Annotated in this window: 26 protein-coding genes and 4 tRNA genes; 22 read left to right on the top strand and 8 right to left on the bottom strand. The window is 41.0% G+C overall.

Features of this window, described 5'->3' with window-relative positions; all coding sequences use genetic code 11:
- The first annotated feature begins 7 nt into the window (after positions 1-7).
- Genes B9A91_RS03095 through B9A91_RS03080 form a run of 4 tightly spaced genes read left to right on the top strand, consistent with a single transcriptional unit; the run spans position 8 to position 3,332 of the window.
- Positions 8-1,240 carry an efflux RND transporter periplasmic adaptor subunit gene (locus B9A91_RS03095; RefSeq protein WP_084236949.1) on the top strand — a complete coding sequence of 411 codons (1,233 nt, stop codon included), beginning with the start codon at positions 8-10 and terminating at the stop codon, positions 1,238-1,240.
- 21 nt (positions 1,241-1,261) lie between these two features.
- A complete protein-coding gene (locus B9A91_RS03090; protein ID WP_084236948.1) occupies positions 1,262-1,825 on the top strand; it encodes a DUF3347 domain-containing protein in 564 nt (187 codons plus the stop codon).
- A gap of 59 nt (positions 1,826-1,884) precedes the next feature.
- Entirely contained in the window at positions 1,885-2,316 is a 432-nt protein-coding gene (locus tag B9A91_RS03085) for a DUF2147 domain-containing protein (RefSeq protein ID WP_084236947.1), read from the top strand.
- Positions 2,316-3,332, top strand: coding sequence for a WD40/YVTN/BNR-like repeat-containing protein (locus B9A91_RS03080; RefSeq protein ID WP_084236946.1), 1,017 nt, complete (start codon positions 2,316-2,318; stop codon positions 3,330-3,332). Before B9A91_RS03085 ends, B9A91_RS03080 begins: the two co-directional genes overlap by 1 nt.
- Here B9A91_RS03080 and B9A91_RS03075 read toward each other — a convergent pair.
- The 3 genes from B9A91_RS03075 to B9A91_RS03065 form a co-directional block, all read right to left on the bottom strand.
- Positions 3,322-3,714 (bottom strand): VOC family protein, encoded by a 393-nt coding sequence (locus B9A91_RS03075; RefSeq protein WP_084239555.1) that lies wholly within the window; start codon positions 3,712-3,714, stop codon positions 3,322-3,324. The genes B9A91_RS03080 and B9A91_RS03075 overlap by 11 nt on opposite strands.
- Before the next feature lie 191 nt (positions 3,715-3,905).
- Positions 3,906-3,976, bottom strand: a tRNA-Cys gene (locus B9A91_RS03070).
- A 151-nt stretch (positions 3,977-4,127) separates the two neighbouring features.
- Positions 4,128-4,430, bottom strand: a complete 303-nt coding sequence (locus B9A91_RS03065) for a hypothetical protein (RefSeq protein WP_235012446.1) — start codon at positions 4,428-4,430, stop codon at positions 4,128-4,130.
- A gap of 123 nt (positions 4,431-4,553) precedes the next feature.
- On the opposite strand from B9A91_RS03065, the gene B9A91_RS03060 reads away from it, so the two are divergent.
- The 7 genes from B9A91_RS03060 to B9A91_RS03030 all read left to right on the top strand — a co-directional run bounded on the left by B9A91_RS03060 (position 4,554) and on the right by B9A91_RS03030 (position 8,592).
- The gene (locus B9A91_RS03060) at positions 4,554-5,537 is read left to right on the top strand and encodes a hypothetical protein (RefSeq protein WP_084236945.1); all 984 of its coding nucleotides are present in this window, start codon (positions 4,554-4,556) and stop codon (positions 5,535-5,537) included.
- Between the two features lie 2 nt (positions 5,538-5,539).
- Positions 5,540-6,295 (top strand): hypothetical protein, encoded by a 756-nt coding sequence (locus B9A91_RS03055; RefSeq protein ID WP_084236944.1) that lies wholly within the window; start codon positions 5,540-5,542, stop codon positions 6,293-6,295.
- 24 nt (positions 6,296-6,319) lie between these two features.
- Entirely contained in the window at positions 6,320-6,826 is a 507-nt protein-coding gene (locus B9A91_RS03050; protein WP_394334665.1) for a regulatory protein RecX, read from the top strand.
- A gap of 128 nt (positions 6,827-6,954) precedes the next feature.
- Positions 6,955-7,027: transfer RNA gene (locus B9A91_RS03045), tRNA-Gly, on the top strand.
- A 66-nt stretch (positions 7,028-7,093) separates the two neighbouring features.
- Positions 7,094-7,178 (top strand) — tRNA-Leu (locus B9A91_RS03040).
- A gap of 37 nt (positions 7,179-7,215) precedes the next feature.
- A tRNA-Gly gene (locus B9A91_RS03035) sits at positions 7,216-7,288 on the top strand.
- Positions 7,289-7,383: 95 nt separating this feature from the next.
- Entirely contained in the window at positions 7,384-8,592 is a 1,209-nt protein-coding gene (locus tag B9A91_RS03030) for a tyrosine-type recombinase/integrase (protein WP_084236943.1), read from the top strand.
- Here B9A91_RS03030 and B9A91_RS03025 read toward each other — a convergent pair.
- From B9A91_RS03025 to B9A91_RS03005, 5 genes are all read right to left on the bottom strand, one after another.
- Positions 8,545-9,171 (bottom strand): NUMOD4 domain-containing protein, encoded by a 627-nt coding sequence (locus B9A91_RS03025; RefSeq protein ID WP_084236942.1) that lies wholly within the window; start codon positions 9,169-9,171, stop codon positions 8,545-8,547. The genes B9A91_RS03030 and B9A91_RS03025 overlap by 48 nt on opposite strands.
- Positions 9,172-9,233: 62 nt before the next feature.
- Positions 9,234-9,428, bottom strand: coding sequence for a helix-turn-helix domain-containing protein (locus tag B9A91_RS03020; protein ID WP_084236941.1), 195 nt, complete (start codon positions 9,426-9,428; stop codon positions 9,234-9,236).
- A 6-nt stretch (positions 9,429-9,434) separates the two neighbouring features.
- On the bottom strand, positions 9,435-9,989 hold the full coding sequence (locus tag B9A91_RS03015) for a DUF4468 domain-containing protein (RefSeq protein WP_084236940.1): 555 nt from the start codon (positions 9,987-9,989) through the stop codon (positions 9,435-9,437).
- A 9-nt stretch (positions 9,990-9,998) separates the two neighbouring features.
- A complete protein-coding gene (locus B9A91_RS03010; RefSeq protein ID WP_084236939.1) occupies positions 9,999-10,382 on the bottom strand; it encodes a hypothetical protein in 384 nt (127 codons plus the stop codon).
- A gap of 16 nt (positions 10,383-10,398) precedes the next feature.
- On the bottom strand, positions 10,399-11,166 hold the full coding sequence (locus tag B9A91_RS03005; RefSeq protein ID WP_084236938.1) for a S24 family peptidase: 768 nt from the start codon (positions 11,164-11,166) through the stop codon (positions 10,399-10,401).
- A gap of 102 nt (positions 11,167-11,268) precedes the next feature.
- Here B9A91_RS03005 and B9A91_RS24330 point away from each other — a divergent pair, with 102 nt between their 5' ends.
- The 11 genes from B9A91_RS24330 (at position 11,269) to B9A91_RS02950 (ending at position 16,634) form a co-directional block, all read left to right on the top strand.
- Positions 11,269-11,490, top strand: a complete 222-nt coding sequence (locus tag B9A91_RS24330) for a hypothetical protein (protein ID WP_084236937.1) — start codon at positions 11,269-11,271, stop codon at positions 11,488-11,490.
- Positions 11,491-11,492: 2 nt separating this feature from the next.
- Positions 11,493-11,708, top strand: coding sequence for a hypothetical protein (locus B9A91_RS02995; RefSeq protein ID WP_084236936.1), 216 nt, complete (start codon positions 11,493-11,495; stop codon positions 11,706-11,708).
- A 189-nt stretch (positions 11,709-11,897) separates the two neighbouring features.
- Positions 11,898-12,125 (top strand): hypothetical protein, encoded by a 228-nt coding sequence (locus B9A91_RS02990; RefSeq protein WP_084236935.1) that lies wholly within the window; start codon positions 11,898-11,900, stop codon positions 12,123-12,125.
- A 59-nt stretch (positions 12,126-12,184) separates the two neighbouring features.
- Positions 12,185-12,343: a hypothetical protein gene (locus B9A91_RS24065; RefSeq protein ID WP_159451627.1), complete on the top strand. Its 159-nt coding sequence runs from the start codon at positions 12,185-12,187 to the stop codon at positions 12,341-12,343.
- A gap of 117 nt (positions 12,344-12,460) precedes the next feature.
- Positions 12,461-12,670 carry a hypothetical protein gene (locus B9A91_RS02980; RefSeq protein WP_084236933.1) on the top strand — a complete coding sequence of 70 codons (210 nt, stop codon included), beginning with the start codon at positions 12,461-12,463 and terminating at the stop codon, positions 12,668-12,670.
- A gap of 136 nt (positions 12,671-12,806) precedes the next feature.
- Positions 12,807-13,679, top strand: a complete 873-nt coding sequence (locus B9A91_RS02975; protein ID WP_084236932.1) for a hypothetical protein — start codon at positions 12,807-12,809, stop codon at positions 13,677-13,679.
- Positions 13,679-14,431 (top strand): hypothetical protein, encoded by a 753-nt coding sequence (locus tag B9A91_RS02970; RefSeq protein WP_144008842.1) that lies wholly within the window; start codon positions 13,679-13,681, stop codon positions 14,429-14,431. The genes B9A91_RS02975 and B9A91_RS02970 overlap by 1 nt, the downstream gene beginning before the upstream one ends.
- 6 nt (positions 14,432-14,437) lie before the next feature.
- Positions 14,438-15,289 (top strand): DUF6291 domain-containing protein, encoded by an 852-nt coding sequence (locus B9A91_RS02965; protein WP_084236930.1) that lies wholly within the window; start codon positions 14,438-14,440, stop codon positions 15,287-15,289.
- Positions 15,270-16,067 carry a hypothetical protein gene (locus tag B9A91_RS02960; RefSeq protein ID WP_084236929.1) on the top strand — a complete coding sequence of 266 codons (798 nt, stop codon included), beginning with the start codon at positions 15,270-15,272 and terminating at the stop codon, positions 16,065-16,067. The genes B9A91_RS02965 and B9A91_RS02960 overlap by 20 nt, the downstream gene beginning before the upstream one ends.
- 19 nt (positions 16,068-16,086) lie before the next feature.
- Positions 16,087-16,359: a hypothetical protein gene (locus tag B9A91_RS02955; RefSeq protein ID WP_144008841.1), complete on the top strand. Its 273-nt coding sequence runs from the start codon at positions 16,087-16,089 to the stop codon at positions 16,357-16,359.
- A 5-nt stretch (positions 16,360-16,364) separates the two neighbouring features.
- Positions 16,365-16,634, top strand: coding sequence for a hypothetical protein (locus B9A91_RS02950; protein ID WP_084236927.1), 270 nt, complete (start codon positions 16,365-16,367; stop codon positions 16,632-16,634).
- Positions 16,635-16,668: the final 34 nt, after the last annotated feature.

Genomic DNA, 16,668 nt, shown 5'->3' with positions numbered 1-16,668 from the left:
CACAATCATGGAGCGAAAAATATTTATAAAAAACATAGCATTGATGGCACTTCTGCCCTCAACATTTATTGCTGCCTGCAGCAGCGGCAAAAAGCCCGAAGCAGCAGGGGAGGCCAAGGAGAAAACGCAGACTTTTACCTGCCCTATGCACCCGCAGGTCATTAAAAATGAAATGGGTACCTGTCCTATTTGCGGGATGGACCTGGTACCCTTTGAAAAGAACAGTAACGATAAGGCGCTGAAAGTAGATGAAAAGCGGCAGGCCCTGGCCAACATTACCACACTGGCTGTAGGAGACGCCAGTCTCTCAGTAGCCAAGCAGCTGAATGGCCGTCTGGTGGTTAACCCGGAGCAAAGCAGTTATATATCGAGCCGGATTGCCGGCAGGATAGAACAGCTGTATGTAAGGGAAACAGGGATTAAGGTAGCCAAGGGGCAGCCTTTGTATAAACTGTATTCAGAGCAGCTGGCTACACTTCAGCAGGAATACCTGATGGCCCTGGCACAGGAAAAACAATTTAAGGGCGACAAAATAGAACAGCAGATCGTGGCCTCGGCCAGGCAAAAGCTTCGCTTGTATGGTCAATCAGACAGCCAGATTGCACAGCTGGCCAAAACGCAGAAAAAAGATCCCTTTGTGCTGTTCTATGCGCCCGAAGGCGGGGTGGTTGCCGAGGTATCGGTTACTCAGGGGCAGTATGTAACAGAGGGCAGTCCGGTTATCCGCCTGGAGGGTTATGGGCAATTGTGGGTAGAGGCCGATGTTTATCCGGCCGAGGCAAAAAATGTAAAGCAGGGGCAGAGGGTAAAAGTAGTAGTGGCAGGCTGGGAAGATCAGCCCCAGGAAATGAGCGTTGCCTTTATTACCCCTGTCCTGGGTGCTGGTAGTCAGCTTACCCAGATCAGGGGCAGTATTCCGAACCCGGGAAACAAATGGCAGCCCGGAATGCAGGCGAATGTATTCCTGCCAACCGGTAACAGCAGCAAGGCGCTGAGTTTACCCGTTGATGCCGTAATTAGAGACGGGAAGGGGATGCACGTATGGATTAAAAGTGGAAAAGATACCTTTGAGCCAAGGCTGGTGAAAACCGGACAGGAAAGCAATAACCAGGTTGAAATTACTGAAGGGCTTAAAAATGGCGATCGGGTAGTGGTTACCGGTGCATACCTGCTGTATAGCGAATATGTGCTTAAAAAAGGGAAGAACCCTGCCGAAGGACTTAAAATGCAATCTAATTAGTAATCATAAAAAAACAGAAAAATGAAAACAGCAATTTATTCAATGATCGCATTGGCTGGTATTACCTTATTTGCAGCCTGCGGAAACACCCAGAAACCAGCAGCAAATGATCCTCATGCAGGACATAACCATGCGCCCGGAGAGGGGCATGACCACGGCACAGAAAAATCTGTTGCTGCGGTAAGCATTAAAGACGACAAGCTAAATGCAGTTTATCAGCACTACATTCATTTGACCACAGCATTGGTAAAAGGCGATATGGCCGAAGCCAAAATAGCGGCCAGCGCAATAGAGCTGGGCGGCAAAGGGCTGAGCAACGGCAGTGCGCTGACCGCACTTGCAGCCAAAATTGCTGCCGCCACAGATCTGGAAGTACAAAGAACAATATTCTCTGACCTGAGCAATGATTTTATTGCCCGGGTTAAAGCAGCAGGACTGAATTCAGGAGAAGTATATGTAGAGTATTGTCCGATGGCATTGAACGACAAGGGAGCCAGCTGGTTAAGCAATCAGAAAGACATTAAAAACCCTTATTTCGGCGATAGCATGCTGACCTGCGGAGAAGTAAAAGAAACCATTAAGTAATAAAACTTTTTGTTTGTATAGGCCATTTAGTATATTTAGAGATATACTAACAGGTAACTATGAAAAAACTTTCTTTTATATTGCTGCTTACAGCAATCTCGTTTGCGGGCCTTGCCCAGAACAAAGATGCCATAATTGGTAAATGGATCAATTCATCGGGCGAGGCCCATGTGGACATCACCAAAAAAGGTGAAAAATATTATGGCAAGATCGTATGGTTGAAAGAACCTAAAGATGAAAAGGGAACAGTAAAAACGGATGTGAAAAATCCGGAAAAGAGTTTGCAGTCGAGGCCAATCCTTGGCCTGGAAATCCTCAAGGATTTTGTGTATGAAGATGGCAAATGGACAGATGGGAAAATTTATGATCCGAAATCGGGTAAAACCTATAGCTGTAACATGAGCATGAAAGGAAATGATGTGTTGAACATGAGGGGCTATATCGGTATCTCGCTGATCGGCAGATCGGAAACCTGGAAACGCGTGAAGTAATGAGGGCCCTGATCTGTTTACTGGCCTTGCTCCCTTTTATTGGCTTTAGCCAAACGTATAACCTGGTGCCGCTGGCAACCGGAACAAATACGAGTATTAGGGGTATGTCGGTTGTTTCGGATGCCCTGGCCTGGGTAAGCGGTAGCAATGGCTATATCGGCAAAACGCTGGACGGCGGCAAAACCTGGACCTGGACACAGCCTGCAGGTTATGAGCGGCTGGACTTCAGGGATATTGAAGCTTTTGATGAGCTGAAGGCAGTGGTGGTAAATGCCGGCTCGCCGGCTTTTGTGCTGCGCACTGTTGACGGCGGAAAAACCTGGACAGAACAATATAAAAACCTGGATTCTGCTATATTCCTGGATGGAATGGATTTTTGGGATGCTAAAAATGGGATCATCTTTGGTGATCCCATTTTGCATAAAATGCAGTTGCTGCGCACTCAGGATGGCGGACAAAGCTGGAGCGATATTTCGGCCAACCTGAAACCGGAGCTGGCGATAGGTGAGGCCGGATTTGCAGCCAGTGGTACAACCATCAGAACCCTGCCTGGTGGACATACCTGGATTGCTACCGGAGGCGCTGTGGCAAATATTTATTACTCCGACAATTATGCCTATACCTGGAAGGTGTTCAAATGCCCTATCATGCAGGGCGAATCCAGTACCGGCACTTTTTCTATGGCTTTCGACAGCAAAAAGAAGGGTGTTGTGGTTGGGGGCAATTATTTAAAGGACAAAGACAATTCCAACAATATGCTGTTAACAGCTGATGGGGGTAAAACCTGGAAAAGACCTGTTAAATCGGTAAGCGGCTACCGCTCGGGTGTGGCTTATGTAAACCCTAGGGTGCTGGTTGCAACAGGGACTTCCGGTACAGATGTTTCGCAGGATGGAGGCTTAAACTGGCATCACATTTCTGATCTGAGTTTTAACGTGGTCCAGAAAGCAAAAAAAGGCAAGCTTGTGTTGCTTGCCGGAAATAAAGGCAGTATTTACAGGTTTGTTATTCCATAGAAAACAAACCAAAAGGATTGCCCTCCGTATCTACACAGATGGCACAAAAACCGTATTCCCCGATAGAGAATTTTGAGCGGCTAACAATACCGCCGGCAGCTTTAATTCGGCTTTCTTCTACACTGCAATCCTTGCATGGAAAATAAACCATGCTGTTTACACAATGTCCATCACCTTCTTTGGTACCAGGCATTTCAATTAGAGCCCCCGATACACCCTGATTTTCCATGGGTGAGAAAAAGGACATCTTCATGCCGTCTGGTGAGTTGCCCGGCATAGGGCTGTCTATAAAATTTGTACCGATAACGGCGTTGTAAAATTTCTTTGCGCGCTCCATGTCTTTAACATAGATTTCGAACCAGCAGATAATGTTTTGATTCATGTCTGTAGAGTTTAAATTGTTTTGTTCCTCAAATTTAAGGGAAACTTGTCTGGATTGATATGGGAGATTACGCCATAATGGAGGGGGAACTGCGACAAAAATAAAAAGCCAGGTCATCCAACCTGGCTTTCAAACAAAACTTAGATCTAACCAAACATCTAATCGCAGTCAATATAGAAATTGCACTGTTGACGTCAAGGGCGGATTCGAACCGCCGTCAAAGGTTTTGCAGACCCTCACCTAACCACTCGGCCACATGACTATATTGTTTAACGTTTAACCGTTTGCTGATACAAATATATATAAAGTCTACTAAATTACTAGACTTTTATTGAATAAATATTTTATTTTATTGTAATTGTCTGTAATTCAGGGATAAAAAATGACAGCTGTAGTGGCTATTTCTTTAATTGCTAACTGAGAATGAATTTGAAATCGGCCTGATCAGAATTGCCGACATACATTGTAAGCCTGGTTTTGGGAGAGAGGATGGTAGGTGCAATAGGTGCCATGAGATCAGGAAAATTACTTTCAAGCTTTTCCATGTCGGTCTCGGCAGGTACCCGGATCATGATGTCGCCTCCACTTGTTTTTACCTTCCATTTCAATTTGATGTGTTTTTGGATGGCTTTTTTCCATTCCTGCTGGTATTTACTCATGATATGCTCCTGATCTTTGATGTTAAATGCAAAATGCAAAAAAATATGGAATTTCAAGCTTAAAGATGTATTTCGCGCTGTCAGAAATACAAGCTTTAGCGGCTCGGTTTTTGTGCTGGTTTTCAAAAACACAGGACAAGCCTGAACAGTAATCAATTGAAAGAATTAATGCCAGCTTAAATGAAAAAAGGTTACATGATATTTTGGGGACTTTACATGCTCTTTTTTGCCGTCCCTTTTCCAATGATCCTGTATTACAATATTAATAGTGAATTTGATACAAGCACACTTATAGACAAGAATCCATGGCTTGCACTGGGTATTCTTGCTGTATCTATTGTATTGTGGCTGATCCTGCTTGTTGGCTATTTTAGGAAATGGGTATGGATGGTTTTTATAGCCAAAAGAAATATAGAACAGTTGAAAACTGAAGGGGAGCCACGTGAAGGAAAAATTTTGACTGCTGTTAAACTGTCCAAGCCGGGAGCAGCTTATGATACTTACGAATTGAGCCTTGCTTTTAAAAATCTTGTAGGTACCGATATTGTGCAGAAGATGGATATAAATGATGCGAAGCCACATGAAAGACGTTTTGAAGTTGGTAAAAAGGTAAATCTTTTGATCGACAGGGAAATGAAACGTGTCCCTTATTTTATTTTTGCAACTTCAGAGGCCAGTATTAAAATCCCCAGGCTCGTCATGATATTTTTAGGCTGGCTGGCGCTTGCTGCAGCAGTAACTGCCTATTATGTGTATGCTTATCAAACCGAAAGTCAGGGCATGGGCTGGCGTTTTATAGGCTTTGGGCACCCATTGCTCATTTGCCCCGCGGTACTGCTGTCGTACAGGTTCTTTTTAGGTTTTTTACTGGGTAAGCTGAGTGGCACTGTAGATGATGCGCCACTAATTAAATTCAAAGGTATCCGCACTTCTGCAAAATTACTAGGTGCGGGCCAGACCGGAACTTATATCAACGAACAACCTATGATCCGTTTTGAACTCGAGTATACTGATGATCAACGCAGGGTATACAGGAAAAGTTTAAAAAAGATTGTTGACCTGCTGGACCTATCGGTTACGAAACAGGAATTTATAGAAATCTTTTACCTTAAGGAAGATCCGGAACGCATCGCTTTTGCCAGCGATCTGGATGAAATCAGTTAATTATGAAGAAGCTAGCCCTTGCCATACTGTGCAGCAGTATTTTTTTTAGCTGCAGGCAAATCAATAAAAGCATTGATGAAACACTGCACCCTGTTGATAGTTTAGTTAAGAAAAGAACGGAAAAGCAAATACCTACGGTTCCTGAACCCGTAGATGTAGATGCACTGATAGACAGTAATATAAAAATGGTGGACAGCAGTGTACAGGCTATGGTAAAAAGCATTACCAAAGGAAAAGTGACCATCAATACCAGTGTATATACCAGAAAATACAGGGAACATAAAAAAGCAGGGTTTTTAACTGATGTATCGCGGCTGGACCAGGCCGAGCGGGCATTGAAAAAACTACCGCAGTATGCCGGAAAAGAGATCTTATTTTATTCGGCTGTATATTTTTATGATGATGGCAGGATTGTTGCCTCGTTGAGGCATCCTGATAACCCAAAATATGTAGATAACTATGAATACCGTGAAGGTGTATGGTCTGGTCCTAAGCCAGAGCAACTGTCTGTTCGTGATCAGGTACAAAGCCGGCTGCTGTCATTAGATAAGTTTAGTTTTTCTGACGTAGCGAAGGTAACGCGGACCTACAACGAAAAAGCCGCAGAGGTGGAAGGGGCAAAGCTGAGTACTACTACCTATATTTCTATCTGGGATAACCAGCTTCGCTGGTTTCCTGGCACAATTAACGGGAGCCGTGAGCGTTATTCCATACAATTCAATCAGGATGGAACTTTGAAAAGCTACAGGCAGGATTAATAATTTTATTTTAAGTAGCTTCGTTTGATAGAACTGAAAATAATGGATATCCCTGAAAAGAAAGTAATAAAACTGGATAAAAAGGCCGCTCTGGCCAGGGCAGAACATTACTGTGCTTACCAGGAACGTTCGCAGCAGGAACTTCGTGATAAACTCTATGAATGGGGACTGCGCAGTGATGAAGTTGAAGAACTGATCTCGGAATTGATACAAACCAATTTTTTAAATGAAGAGCGTTTTACACAGGCCTATGTATCGGGTAAGTTCAGTATCAAACATTGGGGCAAGGTAAAGATCAGGCAGGGATTAAAGTTGAAGCGGGTGCCGGATAAGATGATTTCGAATGCGCTTAAGGCTATCGATTATGATGAATATTTAAAGACCATCCTGAACCTGGCACTGAAAAAATTGCCGGCCATAAAGGAAACTGACCCTTATAAACGGAAATATAAGCTGGTGTCTTACTTGCTGGGCAAGGGTTTTGAAAATGATTTGATTTTAGAGGTGTTGAAGGCCAATGACTTACCGTAAAGGCTTCATTTTTATTAAAAATAACTTGACGTTAAATTAAAAGTATTTATATTTGCAATCCCAAACGGAAACAAGGTATGTGAATTACCTGAAGACCTGAAAGGAGGCATCGGATGGTGCTAAGCAATGCGAAAGTAGCTCAGTTGGTAGAGCACGACCTTGCCAAGGTCGGGGTCGCGAGTTCGAATCTCGTCTTTCGCTCAGAAAAATCCTTCATACCAGGAAGGGTTTTTAAAGAATTAATCTTATCTGTTTGATAACGATTATGCTCAGATGGTGGAACTGGTAGACACGCAGGACTTAAAATCCTGTGCCCTCAACAGGCGTGCGGGTTCGATTCCCGCTCTGAGTACAAAATAGCCGCAGTGGATAGTGCGGTTGATGGTAATGCGAAAATAGCTCAGTTGGTAGAGCACGACCTTGCCAAGGTCGGGGTCGCGAGTTCGAATCTCGTTTTTCGCTCTAAAAGCCTTCCTGAAAAGGAGGGCTTTTTTTGCTTACAAGAAAAACCCGTACCAAAACCCGTACTTGCTAAAAAGTACCGAAAAAGGTTCACTATGACACAAAATTATAAAGGCCCTCTTATTGTAAGATCAAAGAACGGTGACTGGTTTGTAAAGTACTGGTTTGAATATCCAGGCAGGCCAGGAGAGTTTAAGGAGTTCCGGGTAAGGGATGGAGTAAACTATATCCATGACCATAGCCAAAAGGAGGCCGCCATTCAGCAGCTCGCAGAGGATATTGAAATGGCATTGATATCTGGCAAGCACAATCCGTTTGAAGATGAAGGTACGGCTTTAAAATCACTGGAAAAGGCGGAGGCTAAAATCAGGAAGCAAAATGACTCGGCTGCTCGGTTTACCATGCAAAAGGCCATGGAGAATTTCTTGCTATACTGCAAGGCAAAAAATCTCTCAAATAATACGGTAAGGACGTACAAGGTATTCATAAACAATTTCACAGATTGGCTGCGTGATACGGAAAAATTAAATACCCTGGCGTGTGAGTACCTTGAAGCTGATTATTACGATTTCATTAACAGCTACTATGATGCAGAAGATTGGTCAGCCAGAACATATAACAATCACCTATCGTTTTTAACTACGTTTTTTAACAGGGTTAAAATTTTGGAAAGGAAGATTGATCGCGCCCTGCAATATGAAATTAACCTTGACGAACTCGAATATAAAAAAGACAGAGCCGAGAAGAACAAGGCGTATACCGACCTCGTGGCCGAGCGTGTAAAACAAGAGTTAGCTCGTCCAGAGTACAGCAAGATTGAACAGTTTGTGAAGTTCATTTACCTGAGCTGTATGCGTCCCAAAGAAATACGCGAACTCCGTATTGAAAACATAGATCTTAAGAACCGACAAATAAAAGTAATTGGCCCCAGCGGAAAGACCGGGGAACGATTTGTACCAATATCCGATGAATTGCTGGCTTTGCTTGAAGAGTTGAACTTTAGCAAGTTGCCGTTGAACTTTTATTTATTTGGCCGTTTCGGGGAGCCAGGAGAAATCATGTTTGGCAGGACATGGTTTTCTGATCTGTACAAGCAGATAAAGATAAAGTTGGGGCTGGATATTCATCTTTACACTATGTACGGGTGGAAGCATACCCGCGTCATTTCACTCGTAAGCGCTGGGTTTAAAGATGAAGAAGTAATGAAGCTCACAGGCCATAAAGATTATCAGGCCTTTATGGCTTATAAGAGAGACTTAGTTGTCGATCATACCGTAATGACCGGCAAGACAATTAGTTGGTGATTTGATCGCAAAACTCCAAATGAAACCTTTATGTGTATGGTATTTAGGTGTTTTCAGACAGCATAATCTCACACATGTGCTATTGAAGCCATATTCATTGACAGATTTTAAGCTTGAATATCTACGTATTAAATTCCCATGCTTATCAAACTGATTTACTGGTATCGCCACAGGATTATCGTCTCCTTTCCTGTTTACTCTAAGTCCCATCTTATATGAATGGGCAGTATTTTCAGACCTATTTGACCATTCCAGATTTTCTATACTATTATTCGACTTGTCTCCGTCAATATGATTGACTTCTTTGCGGCCGTGTGGATTGTCGATAAAATGAATTGCGATTAGAGAATGTATTCGTTTCAGTATTTTTTTAGCATTTTTACTAAGTAAAACTTCTGGATATCCAGACCTTCCAATTCTAATCTTTCTTATTGTCCCTTTATAAAGTCCAGAAGTTGTGCCTTTTTGATCTGGATTTTTATAATGAATAACCCTATCTAAACTCCTAACCCTACCAAGGTTACTTATCTGGTAAAATCCTTCAAATCCTCTTATGTCCTTCCAGATTTCCTCTTTCATATTTATAAAGATAATTAAAATCCACTAAAGCTATGAAAGGTAAAACATTAGGATGGGCGTAATTAACTATCAAAGAACTGATTTATATTCACTTTCAACTTCTTTCTTAATACCATCATCACCTCAAAGTTTAAGTCCTGCATATCCCGTACCATGCGGCTTGCGCTCATTCTGGTTATCTTTGCTTCTCGAGCCAGGTCGGCCGCAGTCCAGTCTGCTTTATCAAGGATTATTTTAAGTTTTTCTCCAGGGGTCATTATTATTTAAAAAGAATCGGATTTTGACTTAACTATACTATCTTTGAAGCTATCCAAAAAAGTAATAAATTTATTATTTATCACTTTTACTGTTCCTTCCCATTTCTCTTTGTTCTTCTTTTTCCTATAATTACTATCAACAGTTTCTAAAGGGGTTGTATATCCGGAGGTATATCTTGTAGAACTTGTTTCATTACCTAAATCGTAAAACCTAATTCGATATTTACCATCTTTGCAGTCAATTTGAACAGTAAATTTTATATCTAGCAATATTCCCATCATAGAGCCTTTTTTGAAATAAGAAATTGTAGTGTATCCCTTTCCTATTAATTGACCTGTAGGCTCATTTTCCGATTGTATAACCGAGTTCGCGCTTTTGAAAGCGTCAGCAAGCCACTTTTTTGAAGCTCCAAACATCTCTGATTTTGATATGTTAGGCATTTCGTTGACCTGCTCGTAAATTATTTTTCCATCACGATAAGGCAGTGTAGCGTTTGCCGTATCTAATTGAGCATCACAGACTACAGGAAATAACAATAAAACTAAAATCAATTTATTCATAACGTTAATTTATTTGGTTAAATACTTTTTTAATTCAGGCCTTAAGGACAGCCATTTATTGTTTAAGCTATCAATTACATTGACTGATAGTCTGCTTTTGACATCTGTACCCAATGAATCTGTCAAACTAAAATAATCTGATTTCGATACGCTATTTTTTAGCATGGCCTCCGTTTCTTTGAGTGCTATAAATGCTAATACCGCCTTATCATAAGCAGACGTGTCATTAATAGCCATAATAGTGTCCGATTTGACATTATCAATCATTTCCGTCCCAATTACATCTAATTCTTTTTGAAATATCTTGATCTCATATGTTAATAATGGAGTGGGTTTTGGCTTGCAAGAGGCCAATAAAAAACAATAAAATAGAATAATGACTAGCGTTTTCATTTGTTAATTTTATGGTCTAATAATTGGGCTTTTTAAGTATATCGGTAAGTAGGCAAAGCTTACGTATTGACTCTTTTTTTATAGTGACAGGTGAATATTTCGGTCGTCCATTCACAACTTCGCTTTGATTATCGCTCCAAAGAATAACATCTTCTTCATTTTCGGAGGCCAACAGTCTTTTAAAGTTTCGATAGTCACCCCATTCAATGTAGTATATTTCACCCCACAGAATGTCGTTAGCATTTTCTATTGGCCTTAGAACACACCACGCACCGTTTTCTAACGTAGGATACATGGAATGACCATAAACAGGCAATGCAAAGCTTTTCTTTGTGGATCCTGGAATGGATAGATGACCTACGACCTTTATATCGTTGGGATCATTATACATTTCAATTACCGAGGCAGAAGCAGGAAAATTATACATGGGGACTAAGGGGTAAAGTTTACGTTCTGTTACATAACTTTTTTCTTTAGGTGATGATGTGTCTTGCTCCGATATGTCTATAGTCGGTGTTTCAATATTGTTTATATCGCTATTTGAGCCAGATTTTGAGATTATAGTCGGCTCTCCATCGCCGGTTTCTAGCCAGTGGATATTTACATTGTAAGAATTTTCTAATATACGCTTGGTGTTGGAAGATACGCCTACGCCAGGTTTTTCTCTAAATATATCAGAAAGCGTCCCTGGTTGTAATTTTAGAGCGTCTGCGAAAGATTTCTGGGTTTTAAATTCCAGTTCTCTCATTAGAATTTTAAGTCTTTGATTTTCAGTTATTTCCATTTTTATGTAAGAATTTTCTAATATTTTGTTGCAATGTTAGAAAATTCTAATTATATTTGTTCAACGAAACAATAAAACGAATATAAATAAATAATCAAGACAATGAAAGTATCACCGGAACTATTAGCTGAGATATACGGGCATCTTGAACATGGGGACGTACAAAGTATAGCAACTCAGGTTGGGTTGCTTAGAACTAAGGTAAATCGTGAATTGACCACGCTAAAGGATGAGTATCCTGACGAGGTTATTAACGCGGCCATAGCAAGAATTGAAGTTAGGGGCATCACATTGGTTCATAAAAATCAATTAGCGTCTGCATAGCCATGAAAATAGCCTACCTGTATACCGATGTTCAGAAGCCTGAGAAAAAGGAGCGTAAACCCTCTAAAAAAGAGGTTGCCTTAGCCAGGGCTTCAAGATGGGCAGAAATACAGAGCCAGCGAAACTACAGGGCGTTCCTAAAGAAATATGCAGATAGGATATCAGCTGTAAGAGAGGTGTTCCCAGAATGGGTTCCAGACAGACCAATTAAGAAATAAAAAAGACCAGAATCGTGCGGAAACTGGCCTAAGTACTCAAATAATAAATTTTTGAATCAACAACGAAGGTATGAAAAACTTTGCAATTCACCGCCAAATAAATTTCAAAACTGATGAAATATCCCTTCATGGTCGGCTGACTAAAGAAGCTATCAGGATTTTACTAGCTAAAATTAAAACACGCAAGTCATGAATATAGATCAACTGGAAATGGATTTATGCCGTCAACAGGCCGTAATAAGCCTTATCAAACGATCGGCAGACAAAGCTAAGCATATAGCTTGTAGCAGTTACTACGGCTTGTTTGAACCGGACGCTCAAAGAAAGATTGAAACCGATAAACAAAACAAGGTAACCGAAAGGCTGGTGAATTATCTACGGTCATTAAAAGTAAAGGAGGCTAAATCATGGATTTAACACCATACAAAAAGCAGCTGAACAGCCTTAAGCAGTGCATCGTAAATGTTGAGTTGGCAATGACAGCATATAGAACAGCTGAGGAAGCTTGTAGCTATGGTATGGCAGGCGCACACGTCCGGGCAGAGGAAGCGAAAGAGCGTTTGGAAATGGCTCAGGATACACTTCGCAGGCAGGCCAGAATTAATTTCTTACTAAACCAAGAAGTAACAGCATGACACAGAAAACTGAAAAACTGGTACGCACCATAGGATTGGTGCTTATCACTGGCCTGGTGATTTATGCAATCGGAGCCGCAATGTACAGGGATTTAACATTATCAATTCAACTTGGCTATGACTTTTAAAACCGACAAACAAAACGAGTTCAAGAAAGACCCGCTAAGGGGGCTTGAATACAGGCAGGACCACAACGATAAGCCTTTCCCGTTCGTCCAGGTATTTCTTTACATCCTTGTCATAATGTGCGTTGTGATTTGTGTAAAGATGTGCAAAGACAAGCCGGAGCCAGTAAGTATGGAACAACTTAATGCCGACAGAAGATGAAAGTATTTGAAGAGGTAGAATTTCAGGTGCCCACATCGGATGTGCAGCGCAAAGACTTTATCCGGGTCCTGAAAATTGCAGGGATAACTGCAGCAGTATTAATCATTATTACAATAATCTCAATAAATATAAAATAATGGAAGTAGTAGAAGTAATAAGTGAAAATTCACTTGCAACGCTGGTAAAAGCGGAAATAGACACGCAGATTGCCACAGCAAAGGCATTCCCCAGATCAATCAAAACATTTATCGACAAGGCAATCAGCATAGCCACAGTAAACGATAATGTTGCTGCATCTTGTTCCTATTCATTACCAAGGTCTGGTAAAACTCTGGATGGTCCATCGGTTAGGCTTGCAGAGATCGTATGCTCAACTTATGGCAACGTGAGATCTGGTGCCAGGGTTATTTCCAATGATGGCAAAACAATAACTGCTCAGGGCGTGTGCCATGATCTTGAAACCAACAACTGTGTGACGGTAGAGGTAAAAAGGAAAATTACCGACAAGCATGGCAAAACATTCAGTGAGGATATGCAGGTTGTCACTGGTAATGCCGCTTGCGCCATAGCATTCAGGAACGCTGTATTTAAAGTTATTCCTTCTGCATTGGTTTTTGAGGTCTTTGATGCAGCCAAAAAAGTTGCCATCGGCACAGCCGAGACCCTTGTTGAACGTAGGGATAAAGCTATAAAGTATTTCAAGGATGAGGGCGTAAAAGAAGATCAAATCTGCGAGGTGTTAAGCATTAAAAGGGTAGAGGATATAGATCTTGAAAAACTTTATACCCTCAGAGGTATGGTGACGCTTATAAAAAACGGAGAAAGCACCATTCAGGATATTTTCCATAAGCCAAAGAAAGACTCTGTAGATAAGGAGGCTGAGCGCATGATCGCATTGATCAACGATGCCAAGTCAGTAGAAGATCTAATGGCATTGAAGAAAAATGTAAAAGAGCCTCAAATGCAGCTATTCAACAATAAACTGGAAGAACTTAACGCCCCTGCATAATGGATTTTTCAAACATACTATTTCGTGCTTCAAGTATTGGATACTTGATGACTGAACCAAAATTGAAAGCTGATAAGGAGGCTGGGAACCTTTCAGAAACAGCTTTAACACACATTACCGATGTGTTCATCCGCGAGAAATATGGCCGGCAGACTGATATATCAAACAAGTTTATTGAAAAAGGGCTGGCTGTTGAAGAAGATAGTATCACTCTTTACAGCAGGGTTAAAAAGACATTCTTTCAAAAGAATGAAGAACACCTTGAAAATGAGTTTGTAAAAGGGACACCTGATCTGTACACTGGCGAAAGCATATTTGAGGCGGACACCATAATAGACATAAAGAGCAGCTGGGACATATTTACCTACTTCCGAAACTTCGGCAAAAAGGTTAATGCTCAATACTACTGGCAGCTTCAAACATATATGTGGTTAACCGGTGCAAAATCGTCTGTTCTGGCATACTGCCTGGTAAATACTCCAGAAATGATGATCCAGGATGAGCAGAAAAAGTTATTCTACAAAATGGCCTGCTTGACAGAGGAAAACGATTTATACCGAGAAGCGTGCGCGCACATTGAACTCGCAGCAATTTATGACGATGTGCCTTTAAACGAGCGTGTTTTAGAGTTTCACATCGATAGGGATGATAAGGCTATAGAAAGCATAAAAGACAAGGTTTTAAAAGCTAGAAAACAGATTTCAATTCTTAACGAAGTAATCAGCAACAATCAGTTAATAACAGTTCATTAATTTATCATGGCAGAGGGCAAAGCATCATTTCTTTTATACGCAGACCTACTGCATACGGTAGAAAAAATGCCGGATGCAAATGCAGGACAATTGTTCAAGACTATACTCCAGTATGTCAATGACAAAGACCCACAGCCAGAAGATTTGTTGCTGCAATTAGTGTTTGAGCCAATAAAGCAGCAACTAAAAAGAGATTTGAAGAGCTATGAGTCGACGAAGGAGGATAGGAGCAGAAACGGTAGGATTGGGAACTTAAAGCGCTGGAATCATGATCTTTATATTCAGGTTCAGACTAAAAAAATTACGCTTGAAGATGCAGAAATTATCGCTAACAGTCGCAAAGCATCGCCCCCCGATAGTCAGCTATCGCCGACTATCGCAAACATCGCTGTTAATGTTAATGATACTGTTAATGTTAATGATACTGTTATAAAAGAAAAAGTAAAAAAAGAAATCCCCCTCCCATCAGATGTTGACAAGGAACTTTTAAAAAAAATAATGATTTGGTTCGGGTTTACAGAAACGGCAAATTTTGATAAGATGCGCGCCATAGCTGATTTTCTTAAATGCCTTATGGTTCAGGAAAAGGAAAGTTACTTCCGGGAGCAGTTCGAAGCTTACACTGAATTCAAAACTCTGGATCCAAAATTTAAGCACAACTTTTCAAATTTCATCGGGGATGCCGGGCAGTTGTACCAAAATGGGAAATGGAATGCTGAGAACTGGAAACAGAAATTGAAAGAGGAAAAGAAAAAAGTTTCGGGAAAAAAGGTTGAGCCGGTATCAAAATTTGAACAGCTGTCAGAAACTTTTAATCAAGTAGAAAACCCTTACATCAATGGAAATTCAGCTTTATAACCAAAATGGACTAGCCGGAATCCCGAAGCGGGAACTGGAAATCAGCGAGGCACTGGATAGCAGAATGATAAATGTTATCCCGGATGTTGAACTGTTTGAAATATTCAAATCAGCTGTGACTGCCGCATACGCCATAGCCAATTTTACGGCTCCAAAAGGTGTAGAGTACTCAGTAATGATCGACCAAGTTATGCGAATATGCAAAAAAACATATGGCACCATACGTGAAAATGAAGTAACTATTGCTATAACAAGAGGTGTTTTAGGTGAATATGGTGAGTTCATGGGACTGTCCATCAAATCGTTTACTTGGTTTGTAAAATCATACTTGGCAGAGGAATCAAGGATTAAAATTCTTGCAGAGCGTAATAAACCCAAAGAAACAAAGCCAGAGCCAACGCTTGAAGAACAGAAAAGGGATTTCATTCAGCGCCTGGAAATGCTTTACATCCTGCACATAATCGGTAAAACCATCCTTCAAACAGAGGCCACACACTATTTTGAAAAGCTCTGGGAGGCAAAAGTCATCCGGTTCACACAAGAGCAGAAGGATGAGCTGAAACGAAAAGCATTTGAACACCTTACTGCAGCTAAGAACCCAACGCTGTCAAAAACCAAAGATCAATACGATAAGCTGAAAACGGTGTACAATAGCTTTTTAAGCGCAGGAGTCGAAGGTAACGAGGTTAAGCGATATGCAATGTACCTGGGGCTTTTAAAGTGGTTTGACGACCTGAAAGCATTCGACAGGGAAATAAGAGACGAAATAGAGTATTAATCAATAAAAAAACCAAAACATGAAAAATTTATCTAACAGGCAGGGGTATCCAATGCTATTACAACTCGACCTTAAGGTCACTAAGCGCGATAAAGAAACTGGAACGTACTACGGATCAGGAACTATTGATTTCACAGATGATGAGCCTGCAAGGATAGGTGATGAACTAAAATACAATAACAAAACTATTGTTATCACTGAGGTTGTAGATCAGAGGGAAGCCAAAGGTTTACATCCTGTACCAGCCATATGGCAAAGGATTGTATGTGAATTTACCACGGCCGTAGCATAAATAACATGACAATCGTTGACCAGTACATACTTGACCACCGAGACGAAATGAACAACCAGCAAATGGCTGATAAATTGGGTGTGTCAGATGAATTTGTCAGGACCAGAAAGGCAAGGCTGAGTTTAGAGTCACAGCAGTTGCCAGTAAAACTGACAATCACTGCCAAGGAAGAAATATACGCTTTGGTTCAGTTCATTTTACAAAGAAAGTCAGGTGTACTGGTCGACATAGCCGAAAGAAGAATAAAGGATATAAACGCAAAACTAAGCTACTAACATGGAATTTAACAAGAAACTATACAAAGTAAGG

The organism is Pedobacter africanus (assembly GCF_900176535.1).
Lineage (GTDB): Bacteria > Bacteroidota > Bacteroidia > Sphingobacteriales > Sphingobacteriaceae > Pedobacter > Pedobacter africanus.
This window is presented reverse-complemented; position numbering and strand designations above follow the sequence as displayed.

Excerpts from the sequence above, each read along its gene's own strand:
- B9A91_RS02995 (WP_084236936.1), top strand. The coding sequence starts at position 11,493 with ATGAAAATAGCCTACCTGTATACCGATGTTCAGAAGCCTGAGAAAAAG.
- B9A91_RS24065 (WP_159451627.1), top strand. The coding sequence starts at position 12,185 with ATGACAGCATATAGAACAGCTGAGGAAGCTTGTAGCTATGGTATGGCA.
- B9A91_RS03055 (WP_084236944.1), top strand. The coding sequence starts at position 5,540 with ATGAAGAAGCTAGCCCTTGCCATACTGTGCAGCAGTATTTTTTTTAGC.
- B9A91_RS03030 (WP_084236943.1), top strand. The coding sequence starts at position 7,384 with ATGACACAAAATTATAAAGGCCCTCTTATTGTAAGATCAAAGAACGGT.
- B9A91_RS03085 (WP_084236947.1), top strand. The coding sequence starts at position 1,885 with ATGAAAAAACTTTCTTTTATATTGCTGCTTACAGCAATCTCGTTTGCG.
- B9A91_RS03005 (WP_084236938.1), bottom strand. The coding sequence starts at position 11,166 with ATGGAAATAACTGAAAATCAAAGACTTAAAATTCTAATGAGAGAACTG.
- B9A91_RS03025 (WP_084236942.1), bottom strand. The coding sequence starts at position 9,171 with ATGAAAGAGGAAATCTGGAAGGACATAAGAGGATTTGAAGGATTTTAC.
- B9A91_RS24330 (WP_084236937.1), top strand. The coding sequence starts at position 11,269 with ATGAAAGTATCACCGGAACTATTAGCTGAGATATACGGGCATCTTGAA.
- B9A91_RS03095 (WP_084236949.1), top strand. The coding sequence starts at position 8 with ATGGAGCGAAAAATATTTATAAAAAACATAGCATTGATGGCACTTCTG.
- B9A91_RS03020 (WP_084236941.1), bottom strand. The coding sequence starts at position 9,428 with ATGACCCCTGGAGAAAAACTTAAAATAATCCTTGATAAAGCAGACTGG.
- B9A91_RS03090 (WP_084236948.1), top strand. The coding sequence starts at position 1,262 with ATGAAAACAGCAATTTATTCAATGATCGCATTGGCTGGTATTACCTTA.
- B9A91_RS02950 (WP_084236927.1), top strand. The coding sequence starts at position 16,365 with ATGACAATCGTTGACCAGTACATACTTGACCACCGAGACGAAATGAAC.
- B9A91_RS02990 (WP_084236935.1), top strand. The coding sequence starts at position 11,898 with ATGAATATAGATCAACTGGAAATGGATTTATGCCGTCAACAGGCCGTA.
- B9A91_RS02965 (WP_084236930.1), top strand. The coding sequence starts at position 14,438 with ATGGCAGAGGGCAAAGCATCATTTCTTTTATACGCAGACCTACTGCAT.
- B9A91_RS03080 (WP_084236946.1), top strand. The coding sequence starts at position 2,316 with ATGAGGGCCCTGATCTGTTTACTGGCCTTGCTCCCTTTTATTGGCTTT.
- B9A91_RS02955 (WP_144008841.1), top strand. The coding sequence starts at position 16,087 with ATGAAAAATTTATCTAACAGGCAGGGGTATCCAATGCTATTACAACTC.
- B9A91_RS02960 (WP_084236929.1), top strand. The coding sequence starts at position 15,270 with ATGGAAATTCAGCTTTATAACCAAAATGGACTAGCCGGAATCCCGAAG.
- B9A91_RS03075 (WP_084239555.1), bottom strand. The coding sequence starts at position 3,714 with ATGAATCAAAACATTATCTGCTGGTTCGAAATCTATGTTAAAGACATG.
- B9A91_RS02970 (WP_144008842.1), top strand. The coding sequence starts at position 13,679 with ATGGATTTTTCAAACATACTATTTCGTGCTTCAAGTATTGGATACTTG.
- B9A91_RS03060 (WP_084236945.1), top strand. The coding sequence starts at position 4,554 with ATGAAAAAAGGTTACATGATATTTTGGGGACTTTACATGCTCTTTTTT.
- B9A91_RS02980 (WP_084236933.1), top strand. The coding sequence starts at position 12,461 with ATGACTTTTAAAACCGACAAACAAAACGAGTTCAAGAAAGACCCGCTA.
- B9A91_RS03010 (WP_084236939.1), bottom strand. The coding sequence starts at position 10,382 with ATGAAAACGCTAGTCATTATTCTATTTTATTGTTTTTTATTGGCCTCT.
- B9A91_RS03015 (WP_084236940.1), bottom strand. The coding sequence starts at position 9,989 with ATGAATAAATTGATTTTAGTTTTATTGTTATTTCCTGTAGTCTGTGAT.
- B9A91_RS02975 (WP_084236932.1), top strand. The coding sequence starts at position 12,807 with ATGGAAGTAGTAGAAGTAATAAGTGAAAATTCACTTGCAACGCTGGTA.